This is a genomic window from Moorena sp. SIO4A5, from assembly GCF_010672005.1.
Lineage (GTDB): Bacteria > Cyanobacteriota > Cyanobacteriia > Cyanobacteriales > Coleofasciculaceae > Moorena.
In genome coordinates this window covers 36,241-53,430 of record NZ_JAAHHZ010000034.1, presented here as the reverse complement: position 1 = coordinate 53,430, position 17,190 = coordinate 36,241, and the positions used below count along the sequence as shown (strand labels likewise).

The 17,190-nt window shown below is 44.2% G+C and carries 18 protein-coding genes; 12 read left to right on the top strand and 6 right to left on the bottom strand.

The genetic code is table 11. The features are described from left to right. Window positions 1-38: 38 nt before the first annotated feature. On the top strand, window positions 39-161 hold the full coding sequence (locus F6K57_RS12695) for a hypothetical protein (protein ID WP_293040908.1): 123 nt from the start codon (window positions 39-41) through the stop codon (window positions 159-161). Here F6K57_RS12695 and F6K57_RS12690 read toward each other — a convergent pair. Beyond that, window positions 129-755: a TIGR04282 family arsenosugar biosynthesis glycosyltransferase gene (locus tag F6K57_RS12690; RefSeq protein WP_364302608.1), complete on the bottom strand. Its 627-nt coding sequence runs from the start codon at window positions 753-755 to the stop codon at window positions 129-131. The two genes, F6K57_RS12695 and F6K57_RS12690, sit on opposite strands and share 33 nt — an antisense overlap. Continuing rightward, window positions 703-861, bottom strand: a complete 159-nt coding sequence (locus tag F6K57_RS12685) for a hypothetical protein (RefSeq protein ID WP_293024207.1) — start codon at window positions 859-861, stop codon at window positions 703-705. The genes F6K57_RS12690 and F6K57_RS12685 overlap by 53 nt, the downstream gene beginning before the upstream one ends. Before the next feature lie 43 nt (window positions 862-904). Here F6K57_RS12685 and F6K57_RS12680 point away from each other — a divergent pair, with 43 nt between their 5' ends. After that, window positions 905-1,102 (top strand): hypothetical protein, encoded by a 198-nt coding sequence (locus F6K57_RS12680; RefSeq protein ID WP_293024209.1) that lies wholly within the window; start codon window positions 905-907, stop codon window positions 1,100-1,102. A gap of 1 nt (window position 1,103) precedes the next feature. Here the strand turns inward: F6K57_RS12680 and F6K57_RS12675 are convergent, their stop codons facing one another. After that, complete coding sequence (locus tag F6K57_RS12675; RefSeq protein WP_293040904.1) at window positions 1,104-1,961, bottom strand: AAA family ATPase; 858 nt, start codon at window positions 1,959-1,961, stop codon at window positions 1,104-1,106. 20 nt (window positions 1,962-1,981) lie between these two features. Between F6K57_RS12675 and F6K57_RS12670 the strand changes: the two genes are divergently transcribed. After that, window positions 1,982-2,884 carry a ParA family protein gene (locus F6K57_RS12670; RefSeq protein ID WP_364302603.1) on the top strand — a complete coding sequence of 301 codons (903 nt, stop codon included), beginning with the start codon at window positions 1,982-1,984 and terminating at the stop codon, window positions 2,882-2,884. Window positions 2,885-2,981: 97 nt separating this feature from the next. Here the strand turns inward: F6K57_RS12670 and F6K57_RS12665 are convergent, their stop codons facing one another. Then, window positions 2,982-3,104 (bottom strand): hypothetical protein, encoded by a 123-nt coding sequence (locus F6K57_RS12665; protein WP_293068047.1) that lies wholly within the window; start codon window positions 3,102-3,104, stop codon window positions 2,982-2,984. Window positions 3,105-3,182: 78 nt separating this feature from the next. Here F6K57_RS12665 and F6K57_RS12660 point away from each other — a divergent pair, with 78 nt between their 5' ends. Further along, window positions 3,183-3,659: a TspO/MBR family protein gene (locus F6K57_RS12660; RefSeq protein WP_293024213.1), complete on the top strand. Its 477-nt coding sequence runs from the start codon at window positions 3,183-3,185 to the stop codon at window positions 3,657-3,659. 178 nt (window positions 3,660-3,837) lie between these two features. Here the strand turns inward: F6K57_RS12660 and F6K57_RS12655 are convergent, their stop codons facing one another. Beyond that, a complete protein-coding gene (locus F6K57_RS12655; protein WP_293068043.1) occupies window positions 3,838-4,557 on the bottom strand; it encodes a pentapeptide repeat-containing protein in 720 nt (239 codons plus the stop codon). Window positions 4,558-4,978: 421 nt separating this feature from the next. Here F6K57_RS12655 and F6K57_RS12650 point away from each other — a divergent pair, with 421 nt between their 5' ends. Together F6K57_RS12650 and F6K57_RS12645 are read left to right on the top strand one after the other, a co-directional pair. After that, window positions 4,979-7,300 (top strand): serine/threonine phosphatase, encoded by a 2,322-nt coding sequence (locus F6K57_RS12650; RefSeq protein WP_293024219.1) that lies wholly within the window; start codon window positions 4,979-4,981, stop codon window positions 7,298-7,300. A gap of 200 nt (window positions 7,301-7,500) precedes the next feature. Continuing rightward, the gene (locus F6K57_RS12645) at window positions 7,501-8,724 is read left to right on the top strand and encodes a protein kinase (RefSeq protein WP_293024221.1); all 1,224 of its coding nucleotides are present in this window, start codon (window positions 7,501-7,503) and stop codon (window positions 8,722-8,724) included. A 382-nt stretch (window positions 8,725-9,106) separates the two neighbouring features. Here F6K57_RS12645 and F6K57_RS12640 read toward each other — a convergent pair whose 3' ends face one another. Then, entirely contained in the window at window positions 9,107-9,325 is a 219-nt protein-coding gene (locus F6K57_RS12640) for a DUF4327 family protein (RefSeq protein WP_071103068.1), read from the bottom strand. A 275-nt stretch (window positions 9,326-9,600) separates the two neighbouring features. Here F6K57_RS12640 and F6K57_RS12635 point away from each other — a divergent pair, with 275 nt between their 5' ends. From F6K57_RS12635 to F6K57_RS12610, 6 genes are all read left to right on the top strand, one after another. Next, window positions 9,601-11,538, top strand: coding sequence for a S9 family peptidase (locus F6K57_RS12635; protein WP_293024224.1), 1,938 nt, complete (start codon window positions 9,601-9,603; stop codon window positions 11,536-11,538). 151 nt (window positions 11,539-11,689) lie between these two features. Next, window positions 11,690-12,277, top strand: coding sequence for a rhomboid family intramembrane serine protease (locus tag F6K57_RS12630; protein WP_293024226.1), 588 nt, complete (start codon window positions 11,690-11,692; stop codon window positions 12,275-12,277). Window positions 12,278-12,327: 50 nt separating this feature from the next. Continuing rightward, window positions 12,328-12,570 carry a TIGR02450 family Trp-rich protein gene (locus F6K57_RS12625; protein ID WP_008181697.1) on the top strand — a complete coding sequence of 81 codons (243 nt, stop codon included), beginning with the start codon at window positions 12,328-12,330 and terminating at the stop codon, window positions 12,568-12,570. Between the two features lie 430 nt (window positions 12,571-13,000). Beyond that, window positions 13,001-13,672, top strand: coding sequence for a hypothetical protein (locus F6K57_RS12620; RefSeq protein ID WP_293068036.1), 672 nt, complete (start codon window positions 13,001-13,003; stop codon window positions 13,670-13,672). Between the two features lie 148 nt (window positions 13,673-13,820). Further along, window positions 13,821-16,232, top strand: a complete 2,412-nt coding sequence (locus tag F6K57_RS12615) for an OmpA family protein (RefSeq protein ID WP_293024234.1) — start codon at window positions 13,821-13,823, stop codon at window positions 16,230-16,232. Window positions 16,233-16,519: 287 nt separating this feature from the next. Further along, entirely contained in the window at window positions 16,520-17,074 is a 555-nt protein-coding gene (locus F6K57_RS12610) for a Rab family GTPase (protein WP_293068032.1), read from the top strand. The last annotated feature ends 116 nt before the right edge of the window (window positions 17,075-17,190 follow it).

Genomic DNA, 17,190 nt, shown 5'->3' with positions numbered 1-17,190 from the left:
GCTATCAGCTTATGGGCTACATCACAGGCTAGAAGCCTGTGCCACGATTCCCGATTCCCGATTCCCGATTCCCGATTCCCGATTCCCTACTCCCTACTCCCTGTTCCCGATTCCCGATTCCCGATTCCCTACTCCCTACTCCCTACTCCCATCAAATTTGATACTACCCATAAATCCTCTGGGCGGTCAACATCAGTAAGCTCGGAAAGCATCGCCATAGTTAGGTTAAGACTGTTAGCAATATCCACCGTTTGCTGCAAAACCTCAGATGTGCCCCAACTCACTCCCACAAACAAATCTGGAATCAATCGACCTAGACCAACCAGATAGTAGCCACCATCCTTGGCTGGTCCAAGTACTAAATCATGATTGTCTAGAGCCTCAAATGCCTGATTCATCACCGAACTATTCAAATCGGGGCAATCAATACCAATTATCACAACTTTGGTCATGCTTTCCGCAAACGATAACTCAAAAGCTGAAGTGATTCGCTTGCCCAAATCCCCATCACTCTGAGGTTTACAGACCAGAGTCGAGCCTAACCAATTCTCCATTAGCTGTTGATTACCACCAGCAAAATCGATTTCTACAGACACAGGGCGACCAGTTGTTAATTCCTTGACCTGGGCAACAGTATGTTCGGTCATCCGACGTTGAAGGTTTGCCGCACCATCCGCTCCTAGAGCTGGTATCATCCGGGTTTTAGTCTTTCCGGGCTCTGGATAGCGGCTGAAAATAATTAGGCGTTCTGTCATTATCATTAATGTAAAGGGAGTAGGGAGTAGGGAGTAGGGAATCGGAACCCACCCCTAACCCCTCCCAGGAGGGGAACGGGAGTCGGGAGTCGGGATTAGGGGACAATAATTATCACAATTACTACACGGATTTTTATATAGCATTTATAATGCTATCACGAAAAATAATCTTAATTTATCATAACAGTAAAAACTCCTTTGATATCTTGACTACTGTTCCCTATTTCCTCTTACCTCTTACCTGCTCCCTACTCCCTACCGATTCGATTGACGATTCCCGATTCCCGATTCCCGATTCCCGATTTACCATCAATCTTATGTTCACCTATCAAATACAAACCCTATAGTTTACATGCCTATTTTTTCCAAAACTTCTTGGGCAAGAGACCTAAATTCTTCTGAAGCCATAGAATAGGGCTTATAATCCAACACAGACACAGGATACGGTATATCCTGATTGTCTACTTTTTCAACTTGTTCAGCACATTTTGCCAAATCATCTCGATCGAAAATAACACTCTTCATCACATCAAACCCATATCGTTCGGAAATTGCTTTTATCCGTTTTGGCAAGGTATGCTGTATAAACATATTATTGGTTGCTATTTTACAAGGCAACACTCCCAAAACCTTAAGGGGCGGCTTAATCTTGACTTGTTTTCTATAGCCATTAATCGCTCTGATGAAATCTTTCACATTCAGTAAGCCTTGATTAGAAAAAGGCTTGAGGTCTGAAGGAATGATTAAAAAGTCAGCAGTGATCAAAGCAATTCTAGCATATAAATTCCAAGAGGGAGGGGTATCAATAATTACCACATCATAGTAAGTTTTAACATCCTCTAGTTTATCCATCAGCATGAGCAGGCTAAAATCAAGCTGATTCATATCAAGTTCATATTTCATCAGATCGATGTGAGCAGGAACCACATCAATTTCTGGATTGCTGAATTCAGATTTTCTAGCTACTTCCGAGATTGAGAAGAATTCCTCAGATTGCAAAACATGGAGAATATTACACTCTTTGATATCATCAAATGCTTCGTCATGAAATTTAACCAGTCCGGTAGCAAAGGTAGCATTAGCTTGGCTATCAAGATCGATGACAAGCACTTTTTTGCGGTTTTTTCGGATAGCTGCCCCTAGGTTAACCACCGTTGTGGTTTTCCCCACGCCGCCTTTGTTATGGTATACTGCAATGACTTTCACGTTATATTACCTCTTTCTTTTTGTCAAAACTGGGATACACCATTTCCATAGTCAATATGAAAGGCGGTGTTGGCAAGACTACCACCACCGTCAACCTTGCTACCTGTCTTGCCAAAGATTATGGCATGCGAGTATTAATCGTAGATCTCGATACCCAGATTAATGCTACCCTAAGCCTGATGCCTCCAGTCCAATTTGCTAAACTCAAGAAGGAAGACCGAACCTTAAAAAAAATAATTAATCAAGTCATTCAGTCACCCACTCAGGCATATATTCCCATTGAACAAGCGATTCAGCGCAATATTTGTCGAGTCGATGGACTAGATTTATTGCCAGGGGATATCGAAACCTACAATGATTTTCTATTGGCTGCATTGCTGTTTTCTCAGTCAAAGGATAATCCCCAAGAGTTTGAAAACAACTGGAATCAGCTAGAGAATTATTTAATTAAGCGTGCCCTTGAGCCAGTTCAACAAACCTACGATTTTATTCTATTGGATTTCCCTCCAAGTGAGAATATTATCACTCGTAGTGGAATTATTGCTAGTGATTTTTATATCATTCCTGCCAAACCTGAACCCTTATCAGTGGTTGGGATTGGCATCCTGGAAGAAGGTCAGATCAAAAAGCTCGTACAAAGCGATCGCTCTGGCATAACCCTGATTGGGATTCTGTTTTTCTCCCTTGGTCACGCCACCAATATGGCTACACAAGTCAAGAACCGATTGACCGATAATTTTGGGAAAGACAAAATTTTTAGTATAGAAATTCCCAGGAATGTTGCGGTTGCCAAAGCCGTGGATGAGTTTCGACCGGTAGTCATCAATGAACCCCAAGCAACTGGAGCCAAAGCCTTTACTGAATTCACGGCAGAATTTATCCAAAAATTATCAAGTATTATAACAAATAAATCTAAGAACTAGTTGAGCAGAAGGGTGGAATCGGGAATCGGGAATCGGGAATCGGGAATCGGGAATCGGGGTAAGAGTGTGGGGAGAGGAGGGAAGACGTATTTTTCGATTATTTTAGTATACAGCGCTTTTCATAACTATAAGCTACATAGGTTTTTTCCCAGATCCGCTGTTCCCAGATCCGCTGTTCCCAGATCCGCTGTTCCCTAAAACCGAGGAATCTGTCCCTCATACCCTTTAAAACCGCTATATTCAAGACATTTTTGCTCATTTTTGAGGAAATTGGGAATTTAGGAGCAAGGCCAAAATCATGATTAAATCTTGGATGGTAATTGGACTGGTAACCCTGCTAGTAGCATTTGCTGGTAACTTAATCACCACACCCGAAGGAGTCAGATGGTTCTATCGCCTACGTCGTCCGCGATGGCTCACCTTCGAGAGAGCAATTCCCCTGATCTGGATAACTATCTTTATTTGCGGTGCTTGGTCAGCGTATATAGTTTGGGAAAATGACCCAGGTAGCCGAAGCACCTGGTTGCTGATGGGTTTATATCTACTACTAGAAATCATCACCATCGCTTATACACCCGTGATGTTCCTATTTCGTAGCCTCACAGTTGGCACCATTATTGGTGGCACAGGTGCCTTATTAAGTCTTATCCTGGCTTTACTGATTTATCCCGTATCTATCGTGGCGTTTTTGTTGCTACTTCCCTACATACTTTGGAGTCCGATTGGGACCTACACTACCTGGCAAATGAGGCGACTTAATCCAGGAGCAGCCTAATTTTTGGCGTTGCTTAATAATGGAATGATTTTAAGCGTTTTTAGGTGCGCTTGACCTAGGCGCATCAGGCGTGGAACTGGCATCTTGCCAGTTTCAATATATTTTCGGGCGGGCAGGATGCCCACTCTACTCCTATTCATCGCTTGATTCACCAACTCCTAATTTTTTTTACCAGAAATTAGTAATCATCTGTGCCATAAACAGTTTTCCCATCAGGCATAACCGCAAATTGTAAATCAGCACCTTTTAGATTAGTACCCTTCAATACCGCATCTTGCAAATTGGCGTAACGCAAATTAGCTTTATAAAGGTTGGCACTAGTTAGATTAGCCTCCCTCAAAATTGCACCATAAATACTAGCATGACTCAAGTCAGCATGCTCCATATTGGCACCAGTCAAGTCAGCTTCTCGAAGCTCAGTACGATTAAGAATAGCAGCACTTAAATCAGCATTAGCCAATCGGATATTGAGCAGATTAGCATCACTGAGATCAGCACCTTTCAAGTTAGTATCTTTAAAATCAGCGCCATCTAAGTCAGCAGAGGTTAACTTCGCATTTTCCAAACGAGCACCAATCACTTTAGCATCTTTGAGTTTAGCCTTCTCTAGGTTACTATCGGATAAGTTAGCTTGGCTAAAGTCAGCTCTGCTAAAGTCAACTCCACTTAAGTCAACTCCACTCAAATCAAAACCCATGAGATCACACTCTACACAGGTCTTAGTTTTTAAGATTAATTCAAGCTTTTTTGTCTTGGCTTGTTGATGTTGAATGGTATTACTGGAGTTATCATTAGTTTTTAGGGATATGCTGACCGGTTGCGCAGATGATAGATGAAGAGCAATTGCTATAGTTACCCCTAAGATAGCAGCAATGATTAAAGATAGCTTAATGTTCATAAACAAAAGCTTGCCCAGATTGACCCGAGAGTAGAAGCTCTACTGAGATAGATATAATATATTATTAGCCATACCGCAAAAAAAGTTTAAAGTTTTGTGTATAACAATAGCAGCTGTTTGCTGTAGTAAGAGGAGAGGCTTTGCCATAAGGGAGCGATAATAGAGCTAGTTTCCCGTTTGGTTGTTATCCCCCCTATGCTCCCTGGGTAGACTATAGGGTGTAGCCTAGAAAAAAAATAGTTACTTAAAAAATTTCTTTAATTATAGCATGACATGGCACGAGAGCGTAAAAATTGTAATCAGGCTATGCTGCTAAAAGCTGCCATTATAGATTACAGCGTGGCCAACTAGATGGCAGTTAGATTAAATCTTAAAAGTTACCCACCAAAGCGCGGAATTTAAGGATTAAGGAAGTTCCATTATGTTAGTTTGTCCCCAGTGTCAGTTCGAGAACCCAAATACCAACAAGTTTTGTCAACGATGTGGAACTTCCCTAACCGATAAAACTTGTCATGAATGCGCTAGCCAAGTGCCCCTAAATGCTGAAACTTGTCACAACTGCGGTGCGTTCACAGGAACGGTTTGGAGGGCAATTATTTCTAAGCAGCAAAATTCGGCAACCTCCCCGCAGTATTCTCCTCAAACCCCAGTTGAGGTGTCAGAGTCCTCAACTGATCAGGCTACGGCAGTAGCGGTGTCGCAACCAGAGTCTGACCAGACCGAGAGGGAACTAACCCAGCCAGCATCATTCCTAGAAACAAGACAAGAGTGGCTAACGGAATCGGATACTATACTAACAGAGCCAGGGGATGATGGCACCTTGTCCCAAGCATCAACAGTCAACGCTGATGAAGCATCGATAAACAACAGAGGTGGCTGTGATCAAGTGGAACTAGAATCTGGAGAGGAGCCATTACTAGAGATTAGCCCAATACAGAAGAAACCTCAATCTACTGAAGCTTCCACCTGGTCAATTCTTAATCTCGAAAACCCAACTTCAGAAACAGCAACAATTGTCTATCTAGACCAAGGTAAGCGTTACAGAGTACTAGAACCTGAGAAACTCTCTCAGATAGGGGAAAGTAAGACAACAGACCATAGTATCTTTGTCACAGTTTTGGACTGCCAACCGTTACAAAAGTCTCCCCTAGAAACCCTGATTAATCAAACAAAATTGTCTCCAGAGAAATTCGATATATCGACAACCCAAGAGCAGCCAAAACCTTCCTCGAAAGAAAACGTAGACGTTTGGAAAGTCCTAGATATCCCACAGAGTGCTAAACCCTATTTGGCTCTCAAGGACTTATGTTATCCTAGTGTGCCAGAAATTCATGATGTTTGGCAGCAAAATGGTAAGGCGATAATCCTGCTAGAAAACCGTTCAGAATGGCAGTTACTGAGTAAGTTGTGGGGGTCAGAAGAGTTTTCTAAACTGCAAATCCTATACTGGCTCGATGAAATGGCAAAGCTTTGGCAAGCTCTAGAGCCTTGGCATTGTCGTCAGAGTCTGTTGGAACTGACGAATCTCCGGGTGGATGAAGACCAAGCACTAGGTTTGGAGCGTCTATATCCGGATATGGAGGAAAATCCGCTAACCTTAGAGGATTTGGGACAACTGTGGCAACGATTATTTAACGAGTCCCAGCGAACCCAATTTACCTCCTTGTCAACGGTTGTCCGGCAGTTGTGTACTAAGGAAATTGAAACCATTGAGGAATTGCGATCGCATCTGCAAGGGATTGCTGACGAACAAGAATCTGACCCATACGAATCCGGTATGGAATTAACTGAGGCTGTACTCTCAGAAATGGCAACGGCAGACACTGAACCTCCTGATAGCCAGGAATTATTGTCTGATCTACCAGGAAAAGAGCAACAAGGGGATGACATGCCAACGGTACTGTTGCCAATGAGCTTGCAGAGTCTCGATGATCTCGGTAGTACAGATATTGGTCATCAAAGAGATCATAATGAGGATTGTTTTGGCATCGAGACCCAACTCAAAAAGCAGGAAAATCCCATTGGTCGAACTATACAAGCTCGTGGTTTATATATTCTCTGCGATGGCATGGGAGGGCATGCGGCTGGGGAAGTAGCCAGTTCTATGGCAGTAGAGGTACTCCAGAATTACTTTAAACAAAATTGGCAAGACGAGTTTCCCACAGAAGATAGTCTCAGGAAATCGGTATATGTAACAAATCAAGCGATTTTCGATATCAACCAACAAAATGCTCGCTCTGGCAGCGGTCGCATGGGTACGACTCTAGTCATGATGTTGATTCAAAATACCAAGGTAGGGATTGTCCATGTCGGAGATAGTCGGGTCTATCGTCTAACTCGCAAACGGGGCTTAGAGCAAATCACTATAGACCACGAGGTGGGTCAACGAGAAATCCAGCACGGAGTAGATCCAGAGCTGGCTTACTCTCGCCCTGATGCCTATCAACTAACTCAAGCCCTTGGACCGCGCAGTGAGCAATTCCTAAATCCGGATGTGCAATTCATAGATATCGCAGAAGATACTATATTCTTACTTTGTTCTGATGGTTTGTCAGATAATGACCTGTTGGAAAATCACTGGCAAACTCACTTAGCGCCTTTACTAAGTTCCCGAGCTAGCCTCGATCAGGGTCTGGCTAACTTGATTGAGCTGGCAAATGAGCATAATGGTCACGACAACATTACACTAATCCTAGTTCGGGTGAAGGTGCGACCAAACTTGGCTCAACCAAAATTACATTAGGTGATTAGTTGTATGTGATTAGTCATTAGTTGTATGTGATTAGTCATTAGGTGATTAGTTGTATGTGATTAGTAGCTGCCAGTAGATTCTGGTTAGTCACTTTGGACAAAGGATAAAACCGACAAAGGATAAAACCGACAAAGGATAAAACCGACAAAGGATAAAACCCACAAAGGACTTTGGACAAAGGACAACTGACTATGGTCACACTGACCCTATTAGATCCGTTAAGCCCCACTCCAGTGCAGCAGTGGAGCTTTCAGAGCAAATCTACGATTCGCATTGGTCGTGCTCCTGATAATGATGTGATTGTCGATGACCCGATCGTGTCACGACATCACCTGGAACTCAGGGCTAGTGCTTCCCCATCGGGTCCGATGTGGCAGTTGGTCAATCAGGGTGCCAATGGCACCTTCCTCAATGGTGTCTTGGTTTCCCAGGGGGTGCTGCCGGAAAAGGCTCTGATTCAGCTAGCCCAGAAAGGTCCGAGGCTGGAATTCCAAGTTCAAACCCAGCAACTACCTTCCCTAGCACCCAAGCCCTTGACTGAGACTACTAAGCCATGCCAACACCAAGGCAATGCACCAGGCAATTTGTTCTGTATTCACTGTGGTCAACCCTTGGTGCCAGTCGAGGGAGTCATTCGCAACTACCATGTTTTGCGGACATTGGGACAGGGGGGAATGGGAACCACTTATCTTGCCTGGGACAAAGTTAACAGCAAGGATGGATACCCACTCCTACTAGTACTGAAGGAAATGAATGCTGACATGGCTCAAATTTCCAAGGCTCAAGAACTGTTTGAACGAGAGGCTCGCACCCTGAAAACCCTGAATCATCCCGGAATTCCGCAGTATTACGACTTTTTTGTGGAAGGGGGGAAAAAATACTTAGCAATGGCTCTGATCCACGGTGAAGATTTAGAAAAACGTGTCTTGAGCACTGGACCAGTCACCTTGCCCCAGGCAGTAGAGTGGATGATTCAGACTTGCGATATCTTAGACTACATCCACGACCGCCAGCCGCCTCTAATCCACCGAGACGTTAAGCCCGCGAATTTGATGGTGCGCCATCGAGATAACCGAATTGTGATGTTGGATTTCGGTGCTGTTAAAGAAATTGGCACAATACCAGGCACACGGATTGGTGCCGAGGGATATAGTGCTCCTGAACAAGACCGAGGTCAGCCTTGCACTCAATCGGATCTTTACGCCATTGGCCCAACTCTAATATTTCTGCTCACCGGGGAAGCTCCTCTAAAGTATTATCAAAGGCGTAGTTCAGGATATCGGTTTGATGTATCAGGCGTTCCCACTGTTACTCCCCAATTAAGGCAAGTAATTGAGCGGGTTTGCCAACCAAGAGCTTGCGATCGCTACCAAACGGCAAAAGAGCTGATCCAGGCTTTGGTTGCTTGTATTTAGGAGTCGGCGTCTTAGAATATGAGCAGAAATTTCACGGCCAGAATTTGGCGATCCCTAGTGATTAGGATAAGGGGGGGCAAGGGAATCAAGAAAGGATATACTAACCCTACCCGCGCTGTATCCTCATCCATAGCCAAGCTCCACCGATTGAAGCGTGGACACCAAACGGGAGCGAAACAAGTCAGATCAAGTCCGGTTAATTACTTCTAAAAATGGTTGATCCCCGTTGATCGCCTTTTGTCAATTGTCAATTTTCTATTGTTAATAGCAAATTGTTAATAGCAAATTGACCACTGACAAGTTTTAATTGTCAATTTTATGTCAATTTTCATTCTTACGAACAACAGAGATCGATAAGTACTTAACCTGACACTGGATCAGATCATTCTTCGTCCCAGGCTTCCACAGCTAGTAAGTCACTGATCGGGTCTTGCATGGTAAACCCGAATTCAGTCAGTTCCTGTTTCCAGTGGGACCATTTGTCCCCATAGAGCAGGGCAATTTTCCAAAGGCTGTCACTGGGTTTAATAATATTGGATTCCGCCAGTGAACGCACATGGCGTTGCAACTTCACCATGGGGTGAGTAACTGTTTGAGTCATACTCTAAAATCTCTAAATCAATTCTGTTGTTGGATTGGCTTTTGCTAATACCTGAACTACAATGCTTCCCCTTTGCGTTAATGCGCCGATCTGTAGAGTTTTGTACGGCAAGGAAGCCCCTCTATACTCTTTTAGCGCAATCGGATGCATTTAAGCAAGCCCGATTTGGGTAAATGTACGGGAATCCCTACTTTAACGCTAACCATGGACACGTAGTCAGGTTATGATAGTAGATAGAGCCCAAGCAAGTTAGAGGCAATTACAGCAGTTTTTCCATGACCCAACCACCACACCTTGTTCCCTATGGTTCCTGGAAATCCCCTATTACCGCTGACATGATTGTTCAAAGCAGCGTTAGGTTGGGCAGCATTGCCCTTGATGAAAAGGATGTTTACTGGATTGAAGGGCGACCTGCGGAAGCTGGACGCAATGTAATCGTGCGACGCACCCCTGATGGCAAAACTGTTGATCTGACTCCCGAGCGCTTCAATGCTCGTACTCGGGTTAACGAGTATGGTGGTGGTGGTTTTGCGGTTAAGGATGGCAAAATTTACTTCTCTAATTTTGCTGACCAACGTCTGTACCAACAAACCCCAAACTCCAAACCCCAACCCCTAACCCCCATAGCTAACTGGCGCTATGGTGATGGGGTAATTGACCAGGAAAGAGGACGTATAATCTGTGTGGGAGAAAACCACACGGTGGATGGGGAACCAGTCAATACCTTGGTTAGCATCAGCCAAGAAAACGGTGAAGATATTCAAGTGCTAGCCTCTGGCTGTGACTTTTACTCCTCGCCGCGCCTAAGTCCGGATTCCTCTAAACTCGCTTGGCTAACCTGGAATCATCCCCATATGCCCTGGGATGGTACTCAACTATGGGTAGCTCCAATCTTAACCGATGGTTCTATAGGTGTTGCAGAGCCTATTGCTGGTGGGGGGGATGAGTCGGTATTTCAGCCAGAGTGGTCACCAGATGGTGTCCTTTACTTTGTTTGCGATCGCACTAATTGGTGGAATCTCTACCGCTGGCAACCAAGCCAAGGGGCAATCGAACCCCTGTGTGAAATGGAAGCCGAGTTTGGACTACCCCAGTGGGTCTTTGGTATGTCTACTTATGGCTTCGATGGTGCCAATCGAATCATATGTACCTATACTCAGGAAGGAAACTGGCATTTAGCTAGTATTGACCTAAAAACGAAGCAGCGGTCGGTGATTGCTACACCATACACCAGTATTTCCGACCTAAAGGTAGCTGATAATCAAGCGGTTTTTATCGCTGGTTCTGTAACAGAAGCAAGCGCTATTGTTCAGTTGGACTTGACAAATGGACAAATAAATGTACTGAGGAGTAAGCGTGAGTTAGCTATCGATACTGGCTATCTATCGCAGCCTGAAGCGATCGCATTTCCCACAACTAATGGACTGACCGCCTATGGTTTCTTCTACCCACCACAAAACAAAGACTACACTGCACCAACCTCCGAAAAACCACCCCTAATTGTCAAAAGCCACGGTGGACCTACGGCAGCGACTTCCAGTACCTTTAACCTAAAAATTCAATACTGGACCTCTCGTGGTTTTGCCATCCTAGATGTCAACTATGGAGGCAGTACTGGCTATGGGCGGGACTATCGTCAACGCCTTAAAAACAACTGGGGAATTGTGGATGTTGATGACTGCACCAATGGAGCAAAGTACCTAGCTGAGCAAGGACTAGTTGATGGTGAGCGACTGGCCATTGCAGGGGGAAGTGCTGGGGGTTATACAACTCTAGCTGCTCTGACATTCCGAGATGTGTTTAAAGCTGGCGCTAGCTACTACGGTGTAAGTGATTTGGAGGTACTAGCCAAGGATACCCACAAATTTGAATCCCGGTATCTAGATGGCTTGATCGGTCCTTATCCAGAACGTAAAGATTTATATCAACAGCGATCGCCTATTCATTTCACAGACCAACTTTCGTGTCCTGTAATTTTCTTCCAGGGGCTAGAAGACAAGGTAGTCCCCCCTAACCAAGCAGAAATGATGGTGGCAGCTTTGAAGGCTAAGGGGTTACCTGTAGCCTATGTTACCTATGAAGGGGAGCAACACGGTTTTCGTAAAGCAGAAACGATTAAACGGACTCTGGAAGGGGAGTTGTATTTTTACTCCCGGGTATTTGGATTTGAGCTAGCAGAGGCGATAGAACCTGTAAATATTTATAATTATTAGTTATTAGTTGAGTTATTAGTCATTAGTCATTGGTTAATTGCCTTGATCAATTAAGTTAGTCTGTAGACATGGAGCAACACCTGCGAAGTAAGCCAATGTCAGTATTTGTCTATTGGTTTCGATATTATTGTTCACCATAAACTCATCAACAATGACTAGGCAGGAAAGACAATCAATAACCAGTGAGTTACAAACTCAGGCAATCATTCTCGGTGGATGGGTCGCTCTGATGTGGATTGTAGAGCTGGTGGATATATTCATTTTTGGAAGGAAACTTGATCTATATGGCATCATTCCCCGCAACCCAATTGGGCTGCGGGGTATTTTATTTGCCCCTTTTCTCCACGGTGGTTTTTCTCATCTGATTTCCAACACTATACCTTTTCTTGTCCTAGGCTGGTTTGTAATGTTGCAAGAAACTAGCGACTTTTTCGTAGTTACCAGCATCACCATGGTGGTTGGTGGTCTTGGGGTTTGGCTGTTGGGCGCTCCCAATTCAGTTCACATTGGGGCAAGTGTGCTGATCTTTGGCTACCTAGGTTTTCTGCTATTTAGAGGCTTCTTTGAACGAAACCTACCCTCAATTTTTCTATCAATTCTAGTCGGCTTCCTCTATGGTGGTTTAGTTTGGGGTGTCTTACCTTCACAGCCCCATGTATCTTGGCAAGGACATTTATTTGGTTTTATCGGCGGTATCCTAGCCGCACGTCTACTGGCAAGGCGTAAACTCTCTTCGTAGTGCTAAGTTGTGAGTGCTCAGTGGGAAAGTGAAACCAGACCATACAGGAAATGGCTCAAAAACAGAAATTCCCTCATCTTGTGGGTTCAAAATGGACAGCTAAACAGAAAACTTGGGGCTGGCGGCATTTCCAAGTGGTCAATCGTAAAAACCAAGGAAAGTGGGTGTTTGCTGAAATGGTGGCTTCTTGTGACCCGAATGTCCGTTTTTGGCTGAATGCTAAACAGCTTAAAGATCCTGGCTTGTGGCAAGCAGGCTGGAAATCTTTAGCCGAAATCGAAAGCGAAGAGTAACCAATCCCCGTTGATATAGTATCAACGGGGATTTTGAATCAAAATCTCCTAAAAATCTGTCCCATCTGGCGATATCCCTATCTCCCCATCAATCTACAAGATTGATGGGTATTCAACCGGACTTGATATAAGACGGAACTTTCATGCCCATGCATAAATCCCACAAGCTTCCAGTTTCCCCTGACCAACCCCCTACTCGGTCAAGCAGAAATCCTTGGTGCAGATGATTAAGGGTATTGGCTTTAAGCTAATAGTAATAGGTTTTAAGTATTTTGTATCGTTAGTGATGGGGGTAAAGATGTTTGTCACACAACGGTTCCGGTTGACAGCAGCATCTGATTGATAACATAAATGGCACGCTCCTTGAATTCAAGGCAAGCTAGTAATTGTTTATGGTTAAGTGTTTATTGTTTATTTGAGTTTTATGGTCATGGATGGAATCAATAAAGCAGAAATGCGGGAAAGACTGGGAAATCTTGAGAAGATACGTGATATAATAGTAGGCTCTAAGCTGCGAGAGTATGATACTCGCTTCACGAAGATAGAGTCTGACTTATCTATGTGGCAGCAGGAAATACGCGATCGCGTTGAGCAGATCAAAACGACTCTCTCAAAAGAAATGGCTGCTGCTGTAGATTCCCTGGAAAAAAAAATAAGTACTCTTAGTTTAACTGCAGCCGAAGAGAGGAATGAGATTCAGGAGCGGGTTGAGCTGCTCAACAAAAAGTTTTCTAAGAGTATTGAGGTGCTCGACGAGACAGTCTACAAGCAGTCAACCTCCCTAAAGAAGGAACTTTCAGAAACTAAAGAACAGCATCAGCAAGATGTGATCAATCTCAGAAAGCAGATCTTGGCCGAGCTGGAAACTAAATTTGCACAGCTCAAAGATGCCAAAGCCTCGAAAGCAGATCTCGGAGACATGTTGTTAGAGTTGGGTTTGAGGCTCAAAGGGACTGAATTGGTTCCAGCACTCAAAGAAGCTAGTGATGGGTGGTCTGGGTTACCACAGACCAAAGGTCATAATGGTACGGTCATGGAGAAAACTGCTACTAATGATGACGAGCATCTCCAGTTAATCAAGCAAACTCAGACTTTGGAATAGACTTGGCACAGTCCGGCAATGTCAGTAACAAAAATTAACTTGATTTTCTCGCTAAGATTAGTTTTAAATCAAGGTGCGTTCGCGTAGCGGCTCTTTGCTGAGCATCGCTGATTTTTCCAAAAGGTTAAATAGTAACGGATAGCCACCAGTGGCATTTTCAAACCAAAATCCGGCTGATGCCTCTCAGCCGGAAAATTCTAGATCAGAGTCAATTGAGGTCAATTCGAGTACAGAAGACGAGTTGAAGGATTTACTTAATTTACTCGTTGACCTCAAGATTATTGATCACAGGGATAAACCTAGCCAACATCCTAACTCTAAGCAGCAAGGGATGACCTCTGATCAGGGAGACACTATTAAACAATCCGATTCATCCGGTGACCTTGAGGTTCCGGCTATTGAACCTCAAACTGACCGTGGGAGTAGCAGCCTCCCGTCTAGGGTTCAGGAGAAAGAACCATTAGCTCAAGAAAGGGATCAACCCCAATCCTTCGGTGTCAAAGTTTTTCCCGATCAGAACCCATCACCACAGCTTCCTACACCAAAGGAGCATCTGCCGCAAATGCCTCAAAATTCCGAAGATCCAGTATTAGCTGAGAAGTTAGTCCAATCCGAAACCACAAAAACCAACCAAGACCTGCAATCAAAGTCTGATCACGACACCTCCCAGGAATTAGACACCTTGGCTGAGATTTTACAAGAACTGGTGATATCTCCAGAAATGGCAGAGTTTCGTGACCAGATAGAAAGGCTAGCCCAGAGACAAGGCAGGCTTGAGCATCGGATTTATCAACCTCAAGAATTGATTAATCTATTGCTACCAGTGATGGCTAAGCTCCTGGATCTCACAGTAGCTCAGTTCAGTACCTCGGTTACCGATTCCCTGACTCCCATCATTGATGAAGTCATTGACCACAGAACTCAACAGGATAAAGTGTGTGTGGGAGAAGCGATCGCTCCGGCAGTTCCAATAGCTATTTCCTCCCGGATCATGGAGTGTCCAGAGGAAGTTGGGTTTGCGATCGCACCAGAAATGGCAGCAGCGATCCGGCAACAGATTATAATTGAGCGAGACGCCATGGTAAATGCTCTGTATCCGGTCATTGGCAGTACCATTTCCACATACTTAGCAGAAGAAATCCGAGCTATCAATGAGAAACTGGAAAATGCCCTCAGCGTTGAAGCAATTAAGCGCAAGATTCGCGCTAAGGTGCAGGGAGTTTCTGAAGCGGAATTGCTGTTTCGGGAGGTGATGCTGTTTCGGGCGCGAGCGATCTTTTTGATTCATAAAGACTCTGGTTTAGTGATTGCTGAGGTACAACCCTCTGACAGCCAGCACCTAGAGTCAGATATGGTAGCAGGGATGCTCACCGCTATCCGTAGCTTTGTCAATGACTGTATCGCTCAGTCTGGGGATGTGGCAGAAATCGATGCTATTGACTATGGTACATCCAAGATCATCCTGGAAGTAGAGGGATACTGCTACCTGGCGGTGTTAGTTCAAGGGGAACCCACCCACCAGTTCATTAATCAGTTGCGGGAAAGCCTAGAAACTATTATTACCCATTATGGTAAACCGATCAAGTCTTTTGATGGATATCATACAACTATCCCGGTGGGAGTCAAGGGAATTTTACAAAATTTATTAGATCAATCCCTTAGTCAAGGGCGTCGTGATACTCAGGAAAATCGGAAAAAAGGCAAGAAACCGCCAGCCTTATTGGTGGTTGGCTTGGGGCTTCTGGGTTTAATCGCTGTATTTGGGGGAATTTATCAGCATAGGGCTAAAATAAACCGTCGCATTGAGCAAAAAACTCAACTTGCCCTCGCCTATTATGCCCCAGAAGTGTCTGATTATGGTTTAACAGTTAAAGCCAATCGCCAGAGACTAAAGCTAGCTGGACAGCTACCGAATCAGGCTCTGCGCTCAAACGTCGAGCAAATTGCCAAAGCTGCGGCCCCTAACTTAGCGTTGGATAATCGAATTGAGGTGATCGAACTCCCTTATACTGATGAGTTAACCAAAGCTCAAGTCCAACGGGTGAGAAACACCTTGAATCAAATGGATGGAGTGGTAATTGTAGCATCTTATACAGAAGGCAGGGTGACCGTAAAAGGAGCGATACTCTATGCTAAAGATTTCCCTAAGATTACCGAAGCCTTTGAGAACATTCCTGGTGTCAAGTCGGTCGAGAACAATTTACAACTCCACGGATCAGACCTTACCAGCCGGATCTACTTTGATCTTGGTTCAGCCCAGTTGAAACCAGAGGATATAGGCACTAAAATCCGATCAATTAAGGAATTTCTGGAGCGGTATCCTCAAAAGCACCTGAGGATAATCGGCTACGCCGATCCTAGGGGTCAACTTACCGAAAATCAGGGATTGGCACAACAACGAGCCCAAATGGTAAAAGATGTGCTTGTTCAGCAAGGCATTGATCCCAAGCGGCTGCAAGTGCGTGGGGTTGGCAAACGCCCCCCAGATGTTGATGCTAGTCAACCGCTGTGGTTAAATCGATGTGTCGTATTTGATCCGTTTACCAAGAAATCCAGTTGAAAGCCCCTTTGGTTTAGCTAGGAGATCACAACAAGTTATGGACTTTAGTCCCTTGTATATTAAATGTGTATTAAATCTCAAATCAGGAGGTGATCCAACTACTGCAATAGATCACTAACACTAAAACCATAGTGCTGTCTGGGAACATACGGTCGGTGAGCAATTAGGTGTTCAAGTCCGCTGAAGAAATCATATCGTAAACTTGTTCAGATGTGGAGCCACGCCCATCTCTTAACAACTGTTTACAATCCCCGAGAGTTCAAACCAGTTGTCAGCAACCAGTAACAATGTCCACTATTGATCGAAAAATTTGCCTAGTTGGAGACTTTGGTGTAGGCAAAACTAGCCTAATCCGCCGATTTGTGGAGGGTGTGTTTAGTGACCAATATCTTTCAACAGTCGGAGTGAAAATTTCCCGCAAAATCATAAAATTTAAGGATGAAACCCGATCAGAACTGCTGGATATAAAATTGATGATTTGGGATTTAGAAGGTCATACTAAATTTAAGGGAATTTCACCAACTTATTTAAAAGGAGCTCAGGGTGCAATTATTGTTGCTGATGTAACTCGCATGGAAACCATTGAGCACATTGTTCATCATATCGATCTGTTTTTATCCATCAATCCCAAAGGGTTGATTATTACTGCCTTAAATAAATCCGACTTAGTTTATCAAGCAAAACTGGAGGAATTGACACAGATGTTACAGAAAAAAACTGCCCAGCAAGACCAAGTCATAGCAAGTTATTATACCTCAGCGAAAACCGGGTTATACGTCGATGATATATTTTACCAATTAGGTGGCGGAACGCTTCAACAGGATTCAGGAGCCTGGGAGTAGCAAACCCCACGGATAAATCCGGGGGCTTGTGAATCATTACCTGACCAGCCTAAGTCCCGTCAGGGACTACGTTATCAGCAAGAGTTAAAGTTCCTACCTTGAAATGCGACGCTAGT